This window comes from Gallibacterium trehalosifermentans (assembly GCF_042433055.1).
GTDB classification, from domain to species: Bacteria; Pseudomonadota; Gammaproteobacteria; order Enterobacterales; family Pasteurellaceae; genus Gallibacterium; species Gallibacterium trehalosifermentans.
Genome location: NZ_JBHLWB010000008.1, coordinates 77,547 through 94,941 on the forward strand (window position 1 = coordinate 77,547; position 17,395 = coordinate 94,941).

Below are 17,395 nucleotides of genomic sequence, written 5' to 3' on the forward strand. Positions count from 1 at the left end.
AGGTAGAAGGCAGCAAAAGAATGCAAGATATTCTTATTGAAGTTAAAAATTTGACGTTTAAGCGTGGTGAAAGAACCATTTATCACAATCTAAATTTGAGTATTGAACGAGGAAAAATTACTGCCATTATGGGGCCTTCAGGCATAGGCAAAACCACTTTATTAAAACTGATTGGTGGGCAACTCATTCCAGAAAAAGGGCAGATTTTATTAGAGGGGCAAGATATTTGTAGTTTGTCAACAAAAGCGTTATATCAAGTGCGTGAAAGAATGGGAATGCTATTTCAGTCAGGGGCTTTATTTACTGATATGACAACTTTTGAAAATGTTGCCTTTCCAATTAGAGAGCATACTCATCTTCCCGAGTCAATTATCCGTAAAATGGTATTGATGAAATTAGAAACAGTAGGGTTGCGTGGCGCAGCGGAATTAATGCCAAATGAACTTTCTGGTGGCATGGCGCGTCGTGCAGCGTTAGCGCGTGCGATTGCTTTAGATCCAGATTTAATTATGTATGATGAGCCATTTACTGGGCAAGATCCGATCAGTATGGGGGTGATTGTTGATTTAATTAAAAAGTTAAATCAAACCTTAGATTTAACCTCGATTGTGATTTCACATGATGTTACTGAAGTGTTAAGCATTGCGGATTATGGTTATATTGTCGCAGAACAGAAAATCATAGCTGAGGGGACGCCAGAACAGTTAAAAGCGAGTACCGATCCGCGTGTGATTCAATTTTTATCTGGGCAGGCAGATGGGCCTGTGAAATTCCATTACCCAGCGGAACCTTATGAAGAGGAGTTATTTCAGTGAAATTAACAGTAATTGAGCGACTTGGAAAATATGGTGTGCGTTGGATTCGTACATTAGGTAAATCAGGGTTGATGTTATATGGTGCATTGATTGGAAAACCGCAATTTCGTAAGAGTTTCCCGTTAGTGGTAAAACAACTTTATGTGCTAGGTGTGCAGTCTTTATTAATTATTGTATTGTCTGGGCTATTTATTGGTATGGTCTTGGGGTTACAAGGCTATGTCATTTTAGTCGATTTTTCTGCTGAAACGAGTTTAGGGCAATTAGTTGCATTATCGCTATTACGTGAATTAGGACCAGTCGTTACAGCACTATTATTTGCAGGGCGAGCGGGCTCAGCATTAACAGCAGAAATTGGTTTGATGAAAGCGACAGAACAATTATCTGGGCTAGAGATGATGGCGGTGAATCCATTACGCCGAGTAATAGCGCCAAGATTTTGGGCAGGTATGATTGCTATGCCTTTGTTAGCATTAATTTTTACCGCTGTGGGTATCTGGGGTGGCTCATTAGTTGGCGTTGATTGGAAAGGTGTTGATAGCGGTAGTTTTTGGGCTGTGATGCAAAATGCGGTGTTGTGGAGTAAAGATATTGGCAACGGCATAATTAAAAGTCTCTTTTTTGCTGTCAGTGTGGTGTGGATTGCGTTGTTTAACGGCTATAACGCTATGCCAACCTCAGAGGGGATTAGCCAAGCAACAACAAAAACAGTAGTACAGGCTTCATTAGTCGTATTAGGATTAGATTTTATTTTGACTGCATTAATGTTTGGTAGCAATTAATCGCAGTATGACTGAGATAAGGATAAGTTATGAAAAATAGTGTGAAATATGAATTTTGGGTAGGATTATTTCTATTATTAGGGATTAGTGCATTAGTTTTTTTAGGCTTAAAAGTCGCAAATATCCAAAGTTTTGGCGAGTCGCAAACATATCGAGTAACCGCAACTTTTGATAATATAGGCGGTTTAAAAGTACGCGCACCAGTTAAAATTGGTGGTGTTGTAATTGGTCGTGTGAGTGAGATTGCGTTAGATGCAAACACCTATTTGCCACAAGTAACGTTAATGATTGATGAAAAATATAACCAGATTCCAGATAACAGTTCACTTTCCATTAAAACGGCAGGATTATTAGGTGAGCAATATATTGCGCTAAATATTGGTTTTGATGACGGTGAAACGCCAATGCTAAAAGAGGGAAGCAAGATTACTGATACAAAATCAGCAATGGTACTAGAAGATTTGATTGGGCAGTTTTTGTATGGTGATAAAAAAGCGCCAGACACACCAGAAGAAATAAAATAGTTAATGCAGAGGAGAACAGGTATGTTGAAACATTATGTACAACGCGTCGTGAGAGTGATGATCACAACAGGGTTAATTTTAACCAGTTTTTTTGCAGTTGCAGAACAAAATCCCTATCAACTGATGCAACAAGCATCGGACAAATTGTTTGCAGATATTAGTGCAAGTCAAACGCAAATTAAACAAAACCCGAATTATTTACGGACTATCGTAAAACAAGATTTAATGCCTTATGTACACGTAAAATATGCAGGTTCTTTGGTGTTGGGTAACTATTTTAAAACAGCTAGTGCAGAACAACGTGAAGCATTTTTTACCGCGTTTGGTAATTTTATCGAGCAGTCTTATGCGCAAGTATTAACGTTCTATAATGGGCAAAAAGTGAGTATTGAGCCTGAAAAATCAGTTGACGGGAAAAATATCGTAAATATCCGTGTGGTAGTTGAACAAAATAATGGTGCGGCACCAATTAAATTAGATTTTAAATGGCGGAGAAATAGTAAAACTAATGAATGGCAAGCTTATGATATGGCAGCAGAGGGTGTCAGCATGGTTGAAACAAAGAAAAATGAATGGAGTGGTATATTACGTCAAAAAGGGATTGAAGTGTTGACCGCTCAAATTGAGCAATCCGCAAGCCTACCTGTAACCATAGATAAAAAATAAGATGAGCAAGATGGAATTACAGTGGCAATTAGATACGCATGGGCAGTTGGCATGTGTTTCATTAATTGGTGTTTTAAATCGCCATACATTGTTGCCATTGTGGCAGCAACGTCAACAGTTTGTGTTACAACAACAAGTTCAACTTACTGATTGCCAAAAAATCGTTTGGGATCTCAAGCAAATCCGTCATATTGATTCTGCAGGGTTTGCTTTATTGACAGAGTTGTTAGCACTTAACCCAATGGAGCAGGTGCAATTAGCAAATGTCCCTGAACAATGTTTGAATTTAGCTGAACTTTTTTCATTAAAAACGTGGTTAACAAAATATATAACGAAATAGGATAAATAATGGAAGCAAAAGAGATTGAACAACTATTAAAACAAGAACTTGATTTAGACGAAGTCTATGTACGCGGTGAGAATGCCCATTTTGAAGTGATTGCGGTGAGTGATAAATTTGCTGAACTTTCACGGGTAAAACAACAACAAATGATTTATGCACCGTTGATGGAACATCTTGCGAGTAATGCGATTCATGCTTTAACGATAAAAACCTTTACGGTAGATAAATGGAAAAGAGAAAAACTCTTTTTTAACCTATAATCCCATTTTTCAAATACATATGATGCGTTAGCGCTTGTCGTGTTGGCGCATTATCTTGATTCATCACCTTTTATTTATCAGGAAAAATTATGTCATCGCCAAAATTTGTTCATCTTCGTGTTCATAGTGATTTTTCAATGATCAACGGATTAGCTAAAGTCAAAAATTTAGTTGATGAATGCGCAAAAGATCAGATGGTGGCGATGGCATTAACTGATTTTACAAACTTCTGTGGGTTAGTGCGTTTTTATGGTGCAGCTTTGGGGAAAGGCATCAAACCCATTGTCGGTGCCGATGTGTTAGTGGATACCCCCGAACTTCCAGATGAGCCGTTTGAATTAACGTTACTTGCAAAAAATAATCAAGGTTATCAAAATATTACCTTACTTCTCTCTCGTGCATATCAACGAGGCTATAAAGAGAAACCGACCATCGAACGCCAATGGTTAGTAGAATATGCCGAAGGTATTATTATTCTTTCTGGTGGTAAAAATGGCGATATTGGTAAGTTTTTATTACGCGAAAATCAAATTGCGACGGAAGCCTGTTTAGATTTTTACCGCCAATATTTTCCTGATCATTTCTATCTTGCGGTAAGTCGTACGGGACGTAGTGATGAGGCGCGTTATGTGGATCGCGCTGTAGCCTTGGCTGAACAGCATCAACTACCGCTGGTGGCAACGAATGATGTCATGTTTCTTCATGAAGATGATTTTGAGGCGCATGAAATTCGGGTAGCGATTCACGATATTGTTACCTTAGACGATCCCAACCGTCCTAAAATTTATACACCGCAACAATATTTCCGCACTCAACAAGAAATGTGTGAGTTATTCTCTGACTTACCTGAAGCGTTAGAAAATACCGTATGTATTGCGCAACGTTGTAATGTAACGATTCGATTAGGTGAATATTTCTTACCGCAATTCCCAACGGGTGAACTAAGTACGGAAGATTTTTTAATTCAAAAATCACGTATCGGTTTAGAGCAGCGTTTAGCTGTATTGTTCCCTGATGAAGAGGTGCGTAAACAGCGCAGACCTGAATATGATGAACGCTTGGAAACAGAATTAAATGTAATAAACCAAATGGGGTTCCCTGGCTACTTCTTGATCGTGATGGAGTTTATTCAATGGTCAAAAGATAACAATATCCCAGTTGGACCAGGGCGAGGTTCTGGTGCGGGATCCTTGGTTGCCTATGCCTTACGCATTACCGATCTTGATCCGCTGGAATTTGATTTGCTTTTTGAGCGTTTCTTAAACCCAGAACGGGTATCTATGCCTGACTTTGACGTTGATTTCTGTATGGACGGGCGAGATCGTGTTATTGAACACGTTGCTGAAATGTATGGACGTGAAGCGGTGTCGCAAATTATTACTTTTGGTTCGATGGCGGCTAAAGCGGTTATTCGAGATGTGGGGCGAGTATTAGGTCATGCTTATGGTTTTGTCGATCGCATTGCTAAATTAATTCCAGCTGATCCAGGAATGACGCTACAAAAAGCATTTGATTTAGAGCCTAAACTTGTTGAAGTTTATGATAGCGATGAAGAAGTCAAAGAATTAATTGATATGGCGCGCAAACTGGAGGGCGTTACCCGTAATGCAGGAAAACACGCAGGTGGTGTGGTAATTGCGCCAACTAAGATTACAGACTTCTCGGCAATTTATTGTGATTCAGAAGGGAAACACCCTGTTACCCACTTTGATAAAAATGATGTTGAATATGCAGGTTTAGTAAAATTTGACTTCTTAGGCTTACGCACCTTAACCATTATCCAATGGGCAGTGGATATGATTAATGAAAGAATGCGCCGAGAGGGAAAACCTGAAGTCGATATTCATCATATTCCACTTGATGACGAAAAAGCGTTTAAATTACTGCTTGATGCACAAACCACTGCGGTGTTTCAGTTAGAATCTCGAGGCATGAAAGATCTCATTCGCCGCTTAAAACCTGACTGTTTTGAAGATATTATCGCTTTAGTGGCGTTATTCCGACCAGGTCCGCTACAATCAGGCATGGTGGATAACTTTATTCGCCGTAAGCATGGTGAAGAACAAATTTCCTATCCAGATGCTGAGTATCAACATGAATCACTTAAATCCATTTTAGAACCAACCTATGGGATTATCTTATATCAAGAACAGGTGATGCAGATTGCTCAAGTCTTAGCGGGCTATACGCTAGGGGGTGCAGATTTATTACGCCGTGCGATGGGGAAAAAGAAACCAGAAGAAATGGCAAAACAACGTTCGGTATTTAAAGAGGGAGCGATTAAAAACGGCGTTGATGGCGAGTTAGCAATGAAAATCTTTGACTTAGTAGAGAAATTTGCGGGCTATGGTTTCAATAAGTCGCATTCTGCTGCCTATGCGTTAGTGTCTTATCAAACGTTATGGTTAAAGGCGCATTATCCTGCGGAATTTATGGCAGCAGTAATGACGTCAGAAATGGATAAAGTCGAAAAAATTGTCAATTTCTACGATGAAAGTTTACGCATTGGATTAAAAGTAGTTCCACCAGATATTAACCAAGGCAAATACCATTTCAGTGTGAATGAAAAAGGCGAAATTGTTTATGGTATTGGGGCGATCAAAAGTGTTGGTGAAGCAGCAATAGAAAGCATTATTGCGGCACGAGACAGTGGTGGGCGATTTAGAGATGTGTTTGATCTTTGTGCGAGAATTGATTTGAAAAAGATCAACCGCCGAGCGTTAGAAAATCTCATCAAAGCGGGGGCGTTGGATAAACTTGGACCGCACCGTGCAGCACTTTCTCTTAATTTAGATGATGCGTTAAAAGCATCTGATCAGCATGCTAAAGATGAAGCGTTAGGGCAGGCAGATATGTTTGGGGTATTAACCAGCTCACCAAAAGACGTTGAGCAGGCGTATGCAAATACACCAAAATGGACACAAAAAATGATCTTGGAGGGGGAACAAGAAACCCTCGGATTATATTTAAGCAGCCACCCAATTAGTCCTTATGTGAAAGAGCTTTCTCATTACAGTAATCGTTTAGCGGAAGTATCCGTTACTCGCCGCAATGAATCCGTAACGGTGAGTGGTTTAGTGGTAAATTTCCGCACGGTCCTCACCAAACGAGGCAATCGTTTAGGCATTATTACGCTAGATGATCGCTCTGCACGTCTGGACATTACGCTTTTCTCTGATCCATTAACTGAGTTTGAGTCTAAAATTCATAAAGACCAGATTTTAATTGTCAGTGGTTCGGTGCTACCCGATGACTTTACGGGGGGTATCCGCATGATAGGGCGTGAAGTCAGTACCTTAGAAGAGATGCGGCAAAAATTTGTCAAAAGTTTAGCGATTGCCTTAAAAGAAGAGCAACTCACTAGTCAATTTATCGACCGCTTCAAACAAATTATTACGCCATATGCACAAGGCACAACGCCAATTCATATCTATTATGACAGCCCAAAAGGTCGGGCAATGTTAACGTTAGGGGTAGAATGGCATATTACCCCTCATGATGATTTAATTTCAGAACTTACCACCCTGATTGGTGAAGAACAAGTTGAATTGGAGTTTAGTTAGCTGACAAATTCGTGAGCGGAAATTAATCCGCTCATGAATAAAAATTAAAATATCTTTCCAACGGTAAGAAAAATCATATGATTTTTCCTAGAGTAAAAAACAGGAATATTGCTATCAATTTGTTGATAATGAAAATGTAATTTAGGTAGAAATCCTTGCCATACTAATTTCGGCGACCAAAGGGCATAATCTATTTGATATTCTTGATCTTTCCTTTCATATTGCAACAGATAATGTGGTGCAGCGAAATGTCGTTGGGCATAACGCAAGGTAAGTTGATTACCTACGATATGATTGACATATTGCCCACCAAGCATAATTTGCCATTTTTTCGATGAAGAGGCTTTTTCGTTGACGACATCTCGTTGCACATTTAACCCTGTAAATAGTGTTGTAGAGGGTAATATTTTCCATGACAAAATAGTAAGTGCATCAAATTGCTGCCCATTATAGCGCTTTGCTAGTAAGGTATCTTGATAGCGCTTATGCGTGTAAGTAAATTGATTTTGCAGAGCATAGTTGTCTGGAAAGCGTTGATAATGGGTGAGGCGCCCACCGATATAATCACTATAATGTGAATGGGCAAACCAGTTCTTTTCGATAAATGGGGTAATTTGCCAACCTGATAACGCGCGCTGATAGAGATAACTTAACCCTAAATGGAGCGTTTGTTCATTATAATCTTGATTATTCCAATAATAGATGCCGTTATAGTGCAGTTCTGGTTGAATGAAATGGTGATCTTTTAATGGGATCAATCGTTGCACCCCAATTTGGTATTTTATTCCGTTAGCTTTTTGGGGAAGGCTATCCGCTGTTTTAATAAAACGCTTGCCATTCAGTTCAATGGTTTTTGCGGAAGATGCCTGATTGACATTATCGGTTTGGATATATTGAAAATTTACCTCTATTTGCCAGCGCTGTTGTTTTTGTAATGCGTCATAATATTGCTGTGCCAGCGTTTGCACTGTGCCAGAAAGGAAAGGTAACACGTGTTGCAGTTGTTTGCTTGCAGAGCGATATTGAAAATCTTCAAATAAGGTAATGGCAAAATCGAAACGAGGATAAATAATGTTAGGGTGTTGTTTGAGTAGCGCTCGATAATGATAAATTGCCGTAGCGTAATCCTGCTTTGCATAATAGACATTAGCTAAAGCATAATGTACCAGTCCTTGATCATAGGTTGGTAGTTGCTGATATTGTAAGAGCAGATCAGGTAATTTATCCCATTGCTGCTGCATAATGGCTTGGTTGATCTGCCCTACTAACTGAGTTGATGGTATCGTTTGTGAATAGGCTAATTTTGCTTTTCTGGGGGCAGATAAAGGCCGCAACGGATTATTGTTACTTAAGATCACTGGCGTAAATTCAATAGATTGGTGTAATTCAGGATATGGCTTCTCCTCATTGATATTCTGAGCAATAGCAGAAAATGAAAAGAATAAGAGTGAGGTAATAAAAAGTCGCTTCATTTGATCTTCCTAAGAAACAGAGAAATGCCGCTGTATGATGTACAACGGCATTGCGTGAACATTATTGTTTTGTGCCAGCAACGGCAAAAACAACACCTCTTACTTGCCCCTCATATCGATGTTGTGTTCCGCCATTGGTTCTCACTGCATGAGGTAATTCTTTATCAAGATAAACTTCGCCAGCAATATTTTCAGCATTACTGCCAAATAAGCCGACGGTATATTTCCCCGCCACTTCATTATTGATAGAAGCCTGCGATGAGATGATGGATTCTGAAGAACGAGAAATGAGTTGCCCTGCAGTAATTTGCCCCTCATTGAGCTGAATATCTGGTAAATTGTTGGCTAATTGATAGATTCGACCTGAGCCAGTGCGGTTAGTAAAGTTAATACTATATTCAAATTTCCCCTTATTATCGGCATTAAAGGCTTCACCTGTATAAGTTGCATTGCCTTCAGTCGGAATTTGTTTTGTTGTTTCCCCTACAATCTCATTTACGCGGAAAGAACCGCCACGTGTAAATTTTTCGTCGCTAGTGGAAGCTGCAAGATAGTTGCGCGTGTAGATGGTGGAATAAGTTTGCTTATAAATATATTCATCGCCAGCTAAGATACCATCATCAGAAGTTTGATCTTCAGGATTGGTCGCACGTCTCACTAGGATTAAAGGGCGTTTATTGAAGCCCTCATTAAGGGTTGCATCAGAGTTTTTGGTAATGTAGATAGAGTGGTTGTTATCTTGTTTAGAGGTAGAAACCTTTAGTTCACCCTCAGTAGCCATGAGTTCATCAAGCTTTGCATTAATAATTGAGATAACTTCTTTTTGTTTCTCTAATGTGCTTTCAGTATCATCTAATTTTGTACGCAGATCCGTTACTTCGTTTTCCGCTTCAGTTTTAGCGGTTTCTATCTCATTTAATTGTTTGCGGAGATTATCTGCTTTGTTTTCTGCCTCAGTTTTAGCCGTTTCTATTTCACTTAATTGTTCACGGAGATCTGCGATTGCCTGTTTTGTCTTTTCGGCTTCTTCTGCTTTCTCTTTTTCTGCTTGTTCTAACTGTTTCTGCAGTTGTTGTAACTTAGCTTCTTGTGCTGCTTGCGAGCTTTTCGAGCTACCCCCCCCCCACTACTGCAAGCAGCTAAACTAACACATAAACAAGCAAGCATAATTTTTGAGTATGACATAATATTCTCCTAATTAAGATTGTTAATTAAAAATACCATTTTGCTAATAAAACACCCGCTGTAACTGCAATATTTAAACCTGAGGCAAGTTGATTCGAGCGGGAAAGTGCAATATTGGTTGCGTTAGGATCAAGCTCTTTCCACATATTTTCTGATAACACTAAAACGACTTTATCGGCAAATGTAGCGTGATCTAATGGGGTAGCTTGTTTGGCTAGACTTGCCCGAACAATCTGATAACCTGCTTGTTGTAGCTGATCAATCGCCAAGGTTGGGTGTTCGGTTTCAAATAAACGTAAAAACTCAATTCCGCCTTCAGCCACACGCATTGATGCAGGGCTTTGTACAAGATCAATATTGTCAGTAATGACATTTTGTACACCATAGAACGCTAACGTTTTGAGTACGCCACCAATATTTGCTGCATTACCGACACCATCTAATAACACGATACAATCTCGTTGGCGTGGAATGGTTAAATAACCGCTTAAACTGAGAGGAGGGCGTTTCTTCACTAATAAACAGATCCCACCGTGGTGCTCAGTCCCTGTTACACGTTGCATTTCATCATTTTTGACCACGTGATAAGCTTTTTTATTATTAGCGAGATAACTCATCATTTCGCCTGCTTTTTTGCTTAATTCTTGTGTTACCCATAAACGCACAATATCTTGTGGACGATGTTCAAATAAGGTTAAGCAAGCTAATTCACCATAAACTTTCACTTCTTCAGCACGATTTTGACGGATTTTTTCAGGAGCGCGAGGGGAAAGTGGTCCTGTTTTTTTCTCTTTTACCGCATGTGCAGAAGATTTAATGCGAACATTGACTTCACCTTGTGTTTGATTAGCTTTGTGAGCAGTAAGTTGTTGTTGCCCACCCCAAATTGATGTTTTTTCAACAGGTTTTTCACGGCGAGGCTTGTCAGAAAAGCGAGGTTTTTGTGGTTTAGATTGGCGTTTATCTTGATTGTTGGTACGGAATTTATTTTCTTGGAAAGTTGGTTTTTTATTCATTGGCTTGTATCTAGGTTGGTCGATAGGAAAATTTCGCACATTATAACTGAAACAGTTGAGATATATTAACAATTAATTGTAAACTTAGGCATTTCATATAAAAGCGGTTCCGTTGGGGGAGCTGCATAACCATGATGAAGTTATGTTACTATCAAGATTAGAACGTGCGAAAAGAAGGTTATCTCGTTTACCAGCGTTTGATTTAAATGAAGAACAAATTGAGATTCTGCCTTCAGCAAAAGCGTTTAAACAAAAAATTATTCAATTAATTCAACAAGTTGAAAGGCGAGTCTATATTACAGCGCTCTATTGGGAAAAAGATGAGGCTGGTCAAGAAATCCTCGAAGCAATCTATCAAGCTAAGCAAAAACACCCAAATTTAGATGTGAAAATTTTTGTGGATTGGCATCGTGCGCAGCGTGGGCGAATCGGCGAGGAGCAAGGGAATAGTAATGCGGATTGGTATGCAGAAATGCGTCAAAAATATGGTATTGATGACGTGATTTTTTATGGCGTACCGATTAATACGCGTGAAATTTTTGGGGTATTGCATATTAAGGGTTTCGTCTTTGATGATACGGTGTTGTATAGCGGAGCGAGTATTAATAATGTCTATTTACATCAACAAGATCGCTATCGTTATGATCGTTATCAAGTTATTACTCACCCGCAATTAGCAGATAGTTTTGTCGCGTTTATTCAACAACATCTTAATGATATTTCGGCAGTAAACCGTTTGGATCAACCTCGTAAATCAACACGGGAATTGCGCCCTGTGATTCGTTCTTTCCGAAAACATTTGGCATTCAGTGGGAAATATTTTTGCCAGAATCAGCCGTTATCTTTAGAGAAAATGAGCATCACGCCATTATTTGGCTTGGGCAAAAATAATTTGTTAAATAAGGTAATTGAAGCACTATTTTTGGTTACCCAGAAAAAACTAACCATTTGTACGCCTTATTTTAATTTTCCTCGTTCGTTACAACAACGGATTCGTACGTTATTGCATGAGGGGAAAAAAGTAGAAATTATTGTGGGGGATAAAACAGCAAATGATTTCTATATTCCACCATCAGAACCGTTTAAATTAGTTGGGGCGCTACCATATTTGTATGAGAAAAATTTGCGCCAATTTGCTAAACGTTTTGCAGAGTTTATTGATAATCAGCAATTAATTATTCGTTTATGGAAAGACGGAGAAAATAGTTATCATCTGAAAGGTGTTTGGATTGATGATAATTATGTCTTGCTAACGGGGAATAATTTGAATCCACGTGCTTGGCGTTTAGATGCGGAAAATGGCTTATTAATTCACGATCCTGATCATCAATTAACGGAAAAAAACTGTACGGAATTAGCATTAATCCGAACACATACTACCATTTTGAGTAGTTATCAACAGCTCGAGAAGCCGAGTAATTACCCCGCACCAGCACAGCGTGTATTACGCCGTTTTGAGCGGATTAAAGCCGATCATTTGGTGAAGATGATTTTGTAATTTAATGAATATTAAAGAGAAATGTTAGCAATGATTTATAGTATGACGGCGTTTGCTCGCCAAGAAATTCAGGCAGAATGGGGGAGTGCGGTTTGGGAGATCCGTTCAGTAAATCAACGATATTTAGAGACTTTTTTTCGTTTGCCAGAACAGTTCCGCGGCTTAGAAAATAATTTGCGTGAAATGCTACGTCAACGCCTTTCCCGAGGCAAAATAGAGTGTAATTTACGGGTTGAGTTAAGCCATAACAACACAGGTTTAACGCTCAATCAAACCTTAGCGACACAAGTCATTGATTCATTACGTTGGATTAAAACGCAGTTAAATGAAGGAGAAATCAATCCGATAGAGGTGTTGCGTTATCCAGGTGTAGTCGATGACCTAAGTGTGGATCTTGATGAAATTAATCAGGAAATTTTGCAGGGATTTACTACCTTATTAACCGATTTTATTGCGATGCGTGCTCGAGAGGGGGAAAAATTATCAGAAGCAATTTCTTCACGTCTTGATGGCATTCAAAACGAAGTGAGTTTTGTGCGGCAAAAAATGCCAGAGGTTTTACAATGGCAACGAGAGCGTTTGTTGCAACGTTTTGAAGAAGTACAACTGCAATTCGATCCAACTCGTTTAGAACAAGAGATGATTCTGTTAGCACAACGTGTTGATGTGGCAGAAGAGCTTGACCGTTTAGAAATGCACATCAAAGAAACGAAAGAGATTTTACGCAAAGGTGGCGTAGTCGGTCGTCGTTTGGACTTTATGATGCAAGAACTAAATAGAGAATCCAATACATTAGCCTCTAAATCAATTAATACAGAGATTACTAACTCGGCAGTAACGTTGAAAGTGTTAATTGAGCAAATGCGTGAACAAGTACAAAATATTGAGTAGTGGGGTAATGCCTCACTACCTGTAACCTGAATGAAATATCTCAGGTAAATTTATGAAGTATTACTTCATTTTTTATAAAATTTTAAAGTGATCATTATCACAAATATTATAATCTGTATTTTACTTACATATTTTCACTTCCTATACTACTTATTAGTTAATGCATATATTCCCCTCAAAACACAACATAAGGACTCCTTTATGAATATTCTCTCTTATTTACAAAAAATAGGGCGAGCCTTGATGGTGCCAGTTGCGGCACTACCAGCAGCGGCTATTTTAATGGGTATTGGTTATTGGATTGACCCAGATGGTTGGGGTAGTAACAGTGCATTAGCGTCATTACTAATTAAGTCTGGTGCTGCCATTATTGATAATATGTCATTGCTTTTTGCAGTTGGTGTGGCATTTGGTCTTTCTAAAGATAAGCATGGTTCAGCTGCGTTATCTGGTTTAGTGGGTTATTTAGTGGTAACAACTTTACTTTCACCTGGGGCGGTTGCTCAATTAAAAGGTATTCCAGTTGATCAAGTCCCTGCGGCATTTGGCAAAATTAACAACCAATTTATTGGTATTTTAGTGGGAATTATTTCTGCCGAACTGTATAACCGTTTCTCTAAAGTAGAACTGCACCAAGCATTGGCATTCTTTAGTGGTAAGCGTTTAGTGCCAATCGTCGTTTCTTTTGTAATGATTTTAGTCTCATTTATTCTCCTTTATGTATGGCCAGTAATTTTCAATGGTTTAGTGGGTTTCGGTGAATCCATTCAAGGTTTAGGGGCTATTGGTGCAGGTATTTACGCTTTCTTTAACCGCTTATTAATTCCTGTTGGCTTACACCATGCACTCAATTCAGTATTCTGGTTTGATGTGGCTGGTATTAATGATATTCCTAACTTCTTAGGTGGCGCAAAATCTTTAGCGGAGGGTAAAGCTATCCTAGGGCAAACGGGTATGTATCAAGCAGGGTTCTTCCCAATTATGATGTTTGGTTTACCAGCGGCAGCATTAGCGATTTACCATAGTGCAAAACCAGCGAAGAAAGCGGTAGTCGGTTCGATTATGTTTGCTGCTGCATTATCTTCATTTTTCACTGGCGTAACTGAACCATTAGAATTCTCCTTTATGTTTGTTGCACCAGTACTTTATCTCATTCATGCCTTATTAACTGGTGTATCTGTCTTCCTTGCAGCAAGCCTACATTGGATTGCAGGTTTTGGCTTTAGTGCAGGATTAGTTGACCTTGTGTTATCTTCACGTAACCCATTAGCAACACAATGGTATATGCTCATTTTGCAAGGTATCGTGTTTGCAGGTATTTACTATGTGTTATTCCGTGCTGTCATTAAAGCCTTTGATTTAAAAACACCAGGGCGTGATGATGAAAAAGATGATGCAACCGTTTCAACGACAAGCGAACCACAACTTAGCGCAGAAGCTAAAGTTGCTCGAGCGAAGAACTTTGTTGCAGCTTTAGGTGGATCAGCAAATATTAAAGAAATTGATGCTTGTATTACTCGCTTACGTTTGATTCTTGTGGATCGTAATAAGATAGATGAAAACAAACTAAAAGCGTTAGGCTCAAAAGGTAATATCAAATTAGGCGATAATGCTTTACAAGTGATTCTTGGACCAGAAGCTGAAATGGTTGCTGATGAGATGAAAAAACTATAATGATATAAGATAAAGCCCCATCATGATGGGGCTTAATTTTGCCTTAAAGTGCTAAACGTAAAATTTCTTCTGCCGCAGCATTATCGATATTTTTGTGTTCACCGATATTTTCACTACGATGTTCAGCAAGTTTCTTTAATACTGTTGGGAATTGGCTATCATCAATGCCATAAGCAGATAGGCGAGTTGGTGTGCCCATTTGTTCAAAGAATGCACGTGTTTTTTCAATCGCAATGTTTACGCCCTCAGTTTCATCAATGCCTTGATAACCCCAAACACGTTGAGCAAATTGGATTAATTTCGCTTTTTTGAGTTCACGTTGATGCCACATAATTGCAGGTACAACAATCGCTAAGGTTTGTCCATGATCTAAACCATATTGTGCCGTGAGCTCATGTCCGATAGCGTGTGATGCCCAATCTTGTGGTACACCAACCCCTAAAATGCCATTCAACGCCATGGTTGCCGCCCACATAATATTAGCGCGCACACCATAATTTTCTGGTTCTGCTAATGCTTTTGGTCCTTCTTCAATCAATGTTGAGAAAACACCCTCAGCAAAGCGATCCTGAATTTTCGCATTAACAGGATAAGTCATATATTGTTCAAAAGTATGTACGAATGCGTCAACGACGCCATTTGCCGTTTGTTTTGCTGGTAATGAATACGTTGTTGTTGGGTCGAGAACGGAAAATTGGGGTTTAACAAGCGCTGAAAAGAAACCAAGCTTATCCTGTGTTTCTTTACGGCTAACCACTGCGTTGCCGTTCATTTCCGATCCTGTTGCAGGTAAAGTTAAAATTGCTCCGATTGGTAATGCACTTTTTATGACTTGTCCGTGGCTTTTTACAATTTCCCATTCATCACCTTGATGGTTAATGGCAGCAGCAATAAATTTTGTACCGTCTAAAACAGAACCACCACCGACAGCCAGTAAGAAAGTTACTTGCTCTTTGCGCGCTAATTCCACAGCTTGCATCAAGGTGCTGAATTGTGGATTAGGTTCAATGCCAGAAAATTCGATAATTTCAAAATCTTTTAGGGCTGTGATAACCTGCTCATATACCCCATTTTTCTTGATACTTCCCCCACCATAAGTCATTAAAATTTTTGCTCCAGCAGGGATTTGCTGTTTGATAGTGGCAATTTGTCCTTTACCAAATAACACTTTTGTTGGTAGATGAAGAGTAAAATTTTCCATAAAACACGCCTTTTACGAGATAAAAAATGCTTTCCAACATGGAAAGCATTAAAAGAGATATTACTAAAAATTTATTTACGTACGGCAATCGCTTCAATCTCAATGCCGACATCTTTTGGTAAACGAGCCACTTCGACACAAGAGCGAGCGGGAAACGTTGGGTGATTATTTTCTTTGAAGAAACGCTCATATTCCGCATTTACCGTTGCAAATTGATTAAGATCTTTCACAAATACAGTTGTTTTGACAATATCTGCGACTTTTAAACCAGCCTGTTCAATAATCGCTTTGATATTTTCTAAGGATTGGCGAGCTTGTGCCACAATATCACTTGGAATTTCACCTGTCGCTGGATTAACTGGAATCTGCCCAGAAGTCAGCACTAAATTTCCTAAATCGACAGCTTGTACATAAGGACCGATTGCTGCGGGTGCTTTTTCTGTATGAATAATTTTTGTCATGGTTATTTCCTTTTTAGATTGAAAAATAGTTATTTTGTCATTACGCCAGTGTTGCCACCATCACAGCTTTGATGGTGTGCATACGATTTTCTGCTTCGTCAAAAACAATAGAAGCTGGTGATTCAAATACCTCATCTGTAACCTCTAATCCTTTTAAACCATATTTAGCGGCAATTTCCTTACCAACGGTGGTGTGTTCATCGTGGAAAGATGGTAAACAGTGCATAAATTTCACATTTGGATTACCTGTTAATGCCATTAACTCAGTATTGACTTGATAAGGTTTCATTAGCTCGATACGTTCCGCCCAAGCACTTTCAGGCTCACCCATTGAAACCCAAATATCGGTATAAATAAAATCTACATCTTTCACGCCAGCCGCAATATCTTCGGTACAGGTAATTTTTGCCCCTGTTTGTTTGGCAATATCGGCGACCTCATCTAATAATTTTTGTTCTGGGAAGAATTGTTTTGGGGCGACTAAACGTAAATCTAAGCCCATTAATGCTGCACCCTCTACAAAAGAGTTCCCCATATTATTGCGCGCATCACCTAAATAAGCCATTTTCATCTGATCTAAACGCTTGCCTTTACCATGTTCTAGCATGGTTAAAAAGTCAGCTAAAATTTGCGTTGGGTGAAATTCATCGGTTAAGCCATTCCATACAGGTACACCAGAATATTGTGCCAATGTTTCTACCAACTCTTGCCCATAACCACGATATTGAATTGCATCATACATTCTGCCTAAAACACGAGCGGTATCTTTCATACTCTCTTTGTGCCCAATTTGTGAACCGCTTGGTCCAATATATGAAACATTTGCGCCTTGATCAAAGGCACTGACTTCAAATGCGCAACGGGTGCGAGTAGAGGTTTTTTCAAAAATTAAGGCAATATTTTTCCCTTTCAGACGTTGTTGTTCTGTACCAGCATATTTTGCTTTTTTTAGTTCAGCAGATAAATCAAGTAAAAACTGAATTTCTTGCGAGGTAAAATCTAATAAACGTAAGAAATGGCGTTGACGTAAGTTTACTGGCATAA

At 39.1% G+C, this 17,395-nt stretch carries 16 protein-coding genes; 10 read left to right on the forward strand and 6 right to left on the reverse strand.

Translation table 11 applies throughout. The features are described 5' to 3' along the window. The first annotated feature begins 20 nt into the window (after positions 1-20). From ACFFHK_RS07530 to dnaE, 7 genes are all read left to right on the forward strand, one after another. Positions 21-815 carry an ATP-binding cassette domain-containing protein gene (locus tag ACFFHK_RS07530; protein ID WP_382371109.1) on the forward strand — a complete coding sequence of 265 codons (795 nt, stop codon included), beginning with the start codon at positions 21-23 and terminating at the stop codon, positions 813-815. An 11-nt stretch (positions 816-826) separates the two neighbouring features. Next, a complete protein-coding gene (gene mlaE, locus ACFFHK_RS07535) occupies positions 827-1,597 on the forward strand; it encodes a lipid asymmetry maintenance ABC transporter permease subunit MlaE (RefSeq protein WP_382371194.1) in 771 nt (256 codons plus the stop codon). A 29-nt stretch (positions 1,598-1,626) separates the two neighbouring features. Next, complete coding sequence (mlaD, locus tag ACFFHK_RS07540) at positions 1,627-2,121, forward strand: outer membrane lipid asymmetry maintenance protein MlaD (RefSeq protein ID WP_382371110.1); 495 nt, start codon at positions 1,627-1,629, stop codon at positions 2,119-2,121. 57 nt (positions 2,122-2,178) lie between these two features. Next, positions 2,179-2,787, forward strand: a complete 609-nt coding sequence (gene mlaC / locus ACFFHK_RS07545; RefSeq protein ID WP_382371196.1) for a phospholipid-binding protein MlaC — start codon at positions 2,179-2,181, stop codon at positions 2,785-2,787. A 10-nt stretch (positions 2,788-2,797) separates the two neighbouring features. Beyond that, a complete protein-coding gene (locus tag ACFFHK_RS07550) occupies positions 2,798-3,127 on the forward strand; it encodes an STAS domain-containing protein (RefSeq protein WP_382371112.1) in 330 nt (109 codons plus the stop codon). Between the two features lie 8 nt (positions 3,128-3,135). Continuing rightward, positions 3,136-3,390, forward strand: a complete 255-nt coding sequence (locus ACFFHK_RS07555; protein WP_382371114.1) for a BolA family protein — start codon at positions 3,136-3,138, stop codon at positions 3,388-3,390. Between the two features lie 89 nt (positions 3,391-3,479). Continuing rightward, positions 3,480-6,953, forward strand: coding sequence for a DNA polymerase III subunit alpha (gene dnaE / locus ACFFHK_RS07560; protein ID WP_382371116.1), 3,474 nt, complete (start codon positions 3,480-3,482; stop codon positions 6,951-6,953). A gap of 44 nt (positions 6,954-6,997) precedes the next feature. Here dnaE and ACFFHK_RS07565 read toward each other — a convergent pair whose 3' ends face one another. From ACFFHK_RS07565 to ACFFHK_RS07575, 3 genes are all read right to left on the reverse strand, one after another. Then, entirely contained in the window at positions 6,998-8,425 is a 1,428-nt protein-coding gene (locus ACFFHK_RS07565) for a surface lipoprotein assembly modifier (RefSeq protein WP_382371118.1), read from the reverse strand. Positions 8,426-8,486: 61 nt separating this feature from the next. Further along, on the reverse strand, positions 8,487-9,206 hold the full coding sequence (locus ACFFHK_RS07570) for a factor H binding protein domain-containing protein (RefSeq protein WP_382371120.1): 720 nt from the start codon (positions 9,204-9,206) through the stop codon (positions 8,487-8,489). A 430-nt stretch (positions 9,207-9,636) separates the two neighbouring features. Continuing rightward, positions 9,637-10,626 (reverse strand): TrmH family RNA methyltransferase, encoded by a 990-nt coding sequence (locus tag ACFFHK_RS07575; protein WP_382371122.1) that lies wholly within the window; start codon positions 10,624-10,626, stop codon positions 9,637-9,639. 142 nt (positions 10,627-10,768) lie between these two features. Between ACFFHK_RS07575 and pssA the strand changes: the two genes are divergently transcribed. The 3 genes from pssA to nagE all read left to right on the forward strand — a co-directional run bounded on the left by pssA (position 10,769) and on the right by nagE (position 14,689). Next, positions 10,769-12,124 (forward strand): CDP-diacylglycerol--serine O-phosphatidyltransferase, encoded by a 1,356-nt coding sequence (gene pssA, locus ACFFHK_RS07580; RefSeq protein ID WP_382371124.1) that lies wholly within the window; start codon positions 10,769-10,771, stop codon positions 12,122-12,124. Between the two features lie 30 nt (positions 12,125-12,154). Continuing rightward, positions 12,155-13,015, forward strand: coding sequence for a YicC/YloC family endoribonuclease (locus ACFFHK_RS07585; RefSeq protein WP_382371198.1), 861 nt, complete (start codon positions 12,155-12,157; stop codon positions 13,013-13,015). 201 nt (positions 13,016-13,216) lie between these two features. Beyond that, entirely contained in the window at positions 13,217-14,689 is a 1,473-nt protein-coding gene (nagE, locus tag ACFFHK_RS07590) for an N-acetylglucosamine-specific PTS transporter subunit IIBC (RefSeq protein WP_382371126.1), read from the forward strand. Positions 14,690-14,732: 43 nt separating this feature from the next. Here nagE and ACFFHK_RS07595 read toward each other — a convergent pair whose 3' ends face one another. From ACFFHK_RS07595 to argF, 3 genes are all read right to left on the reverse strand, one after another. Continuing rightward, positions 14,733-15,890 (reverse strand): iron-containing alcohol dehydrogenase, encoded by a 1,158-nt coding sequence (locus ACFFHK_RS07595; protein ID WP_382371128.1) that lies wholly within the window; start codon positions 15,888-15,890, stop codon positions 14,733-14,735. A 71-nt stretch (positions 15,891-15,961) separates the two neighbouring features. Next, positions 15,962-16,351, reverse strand: a complete 390-nt coding sequence (locus tag ACFFHK_RS07600; RefSeq protein WP_382371130.1) for a RidA family protein — start codon at positions 16,349-16,351, stop codon at positions 15,962-15,964. Positions 16,352-16,391: 40 nt separating this feature from the next. Continuing rightward, complete coding sequence (gene argF / locus ACFFHK_RS07605; protein WP_382371132.1) at positions 16,392-17,393, reverse strand: ornithine carbamoyltransferase; 1,002 nt, start codon at positions 17,391-17,393, stop codon at positions 16,392-16,394. Positions 17,394-17,395 lie beyond the last annotated feature (2 nt).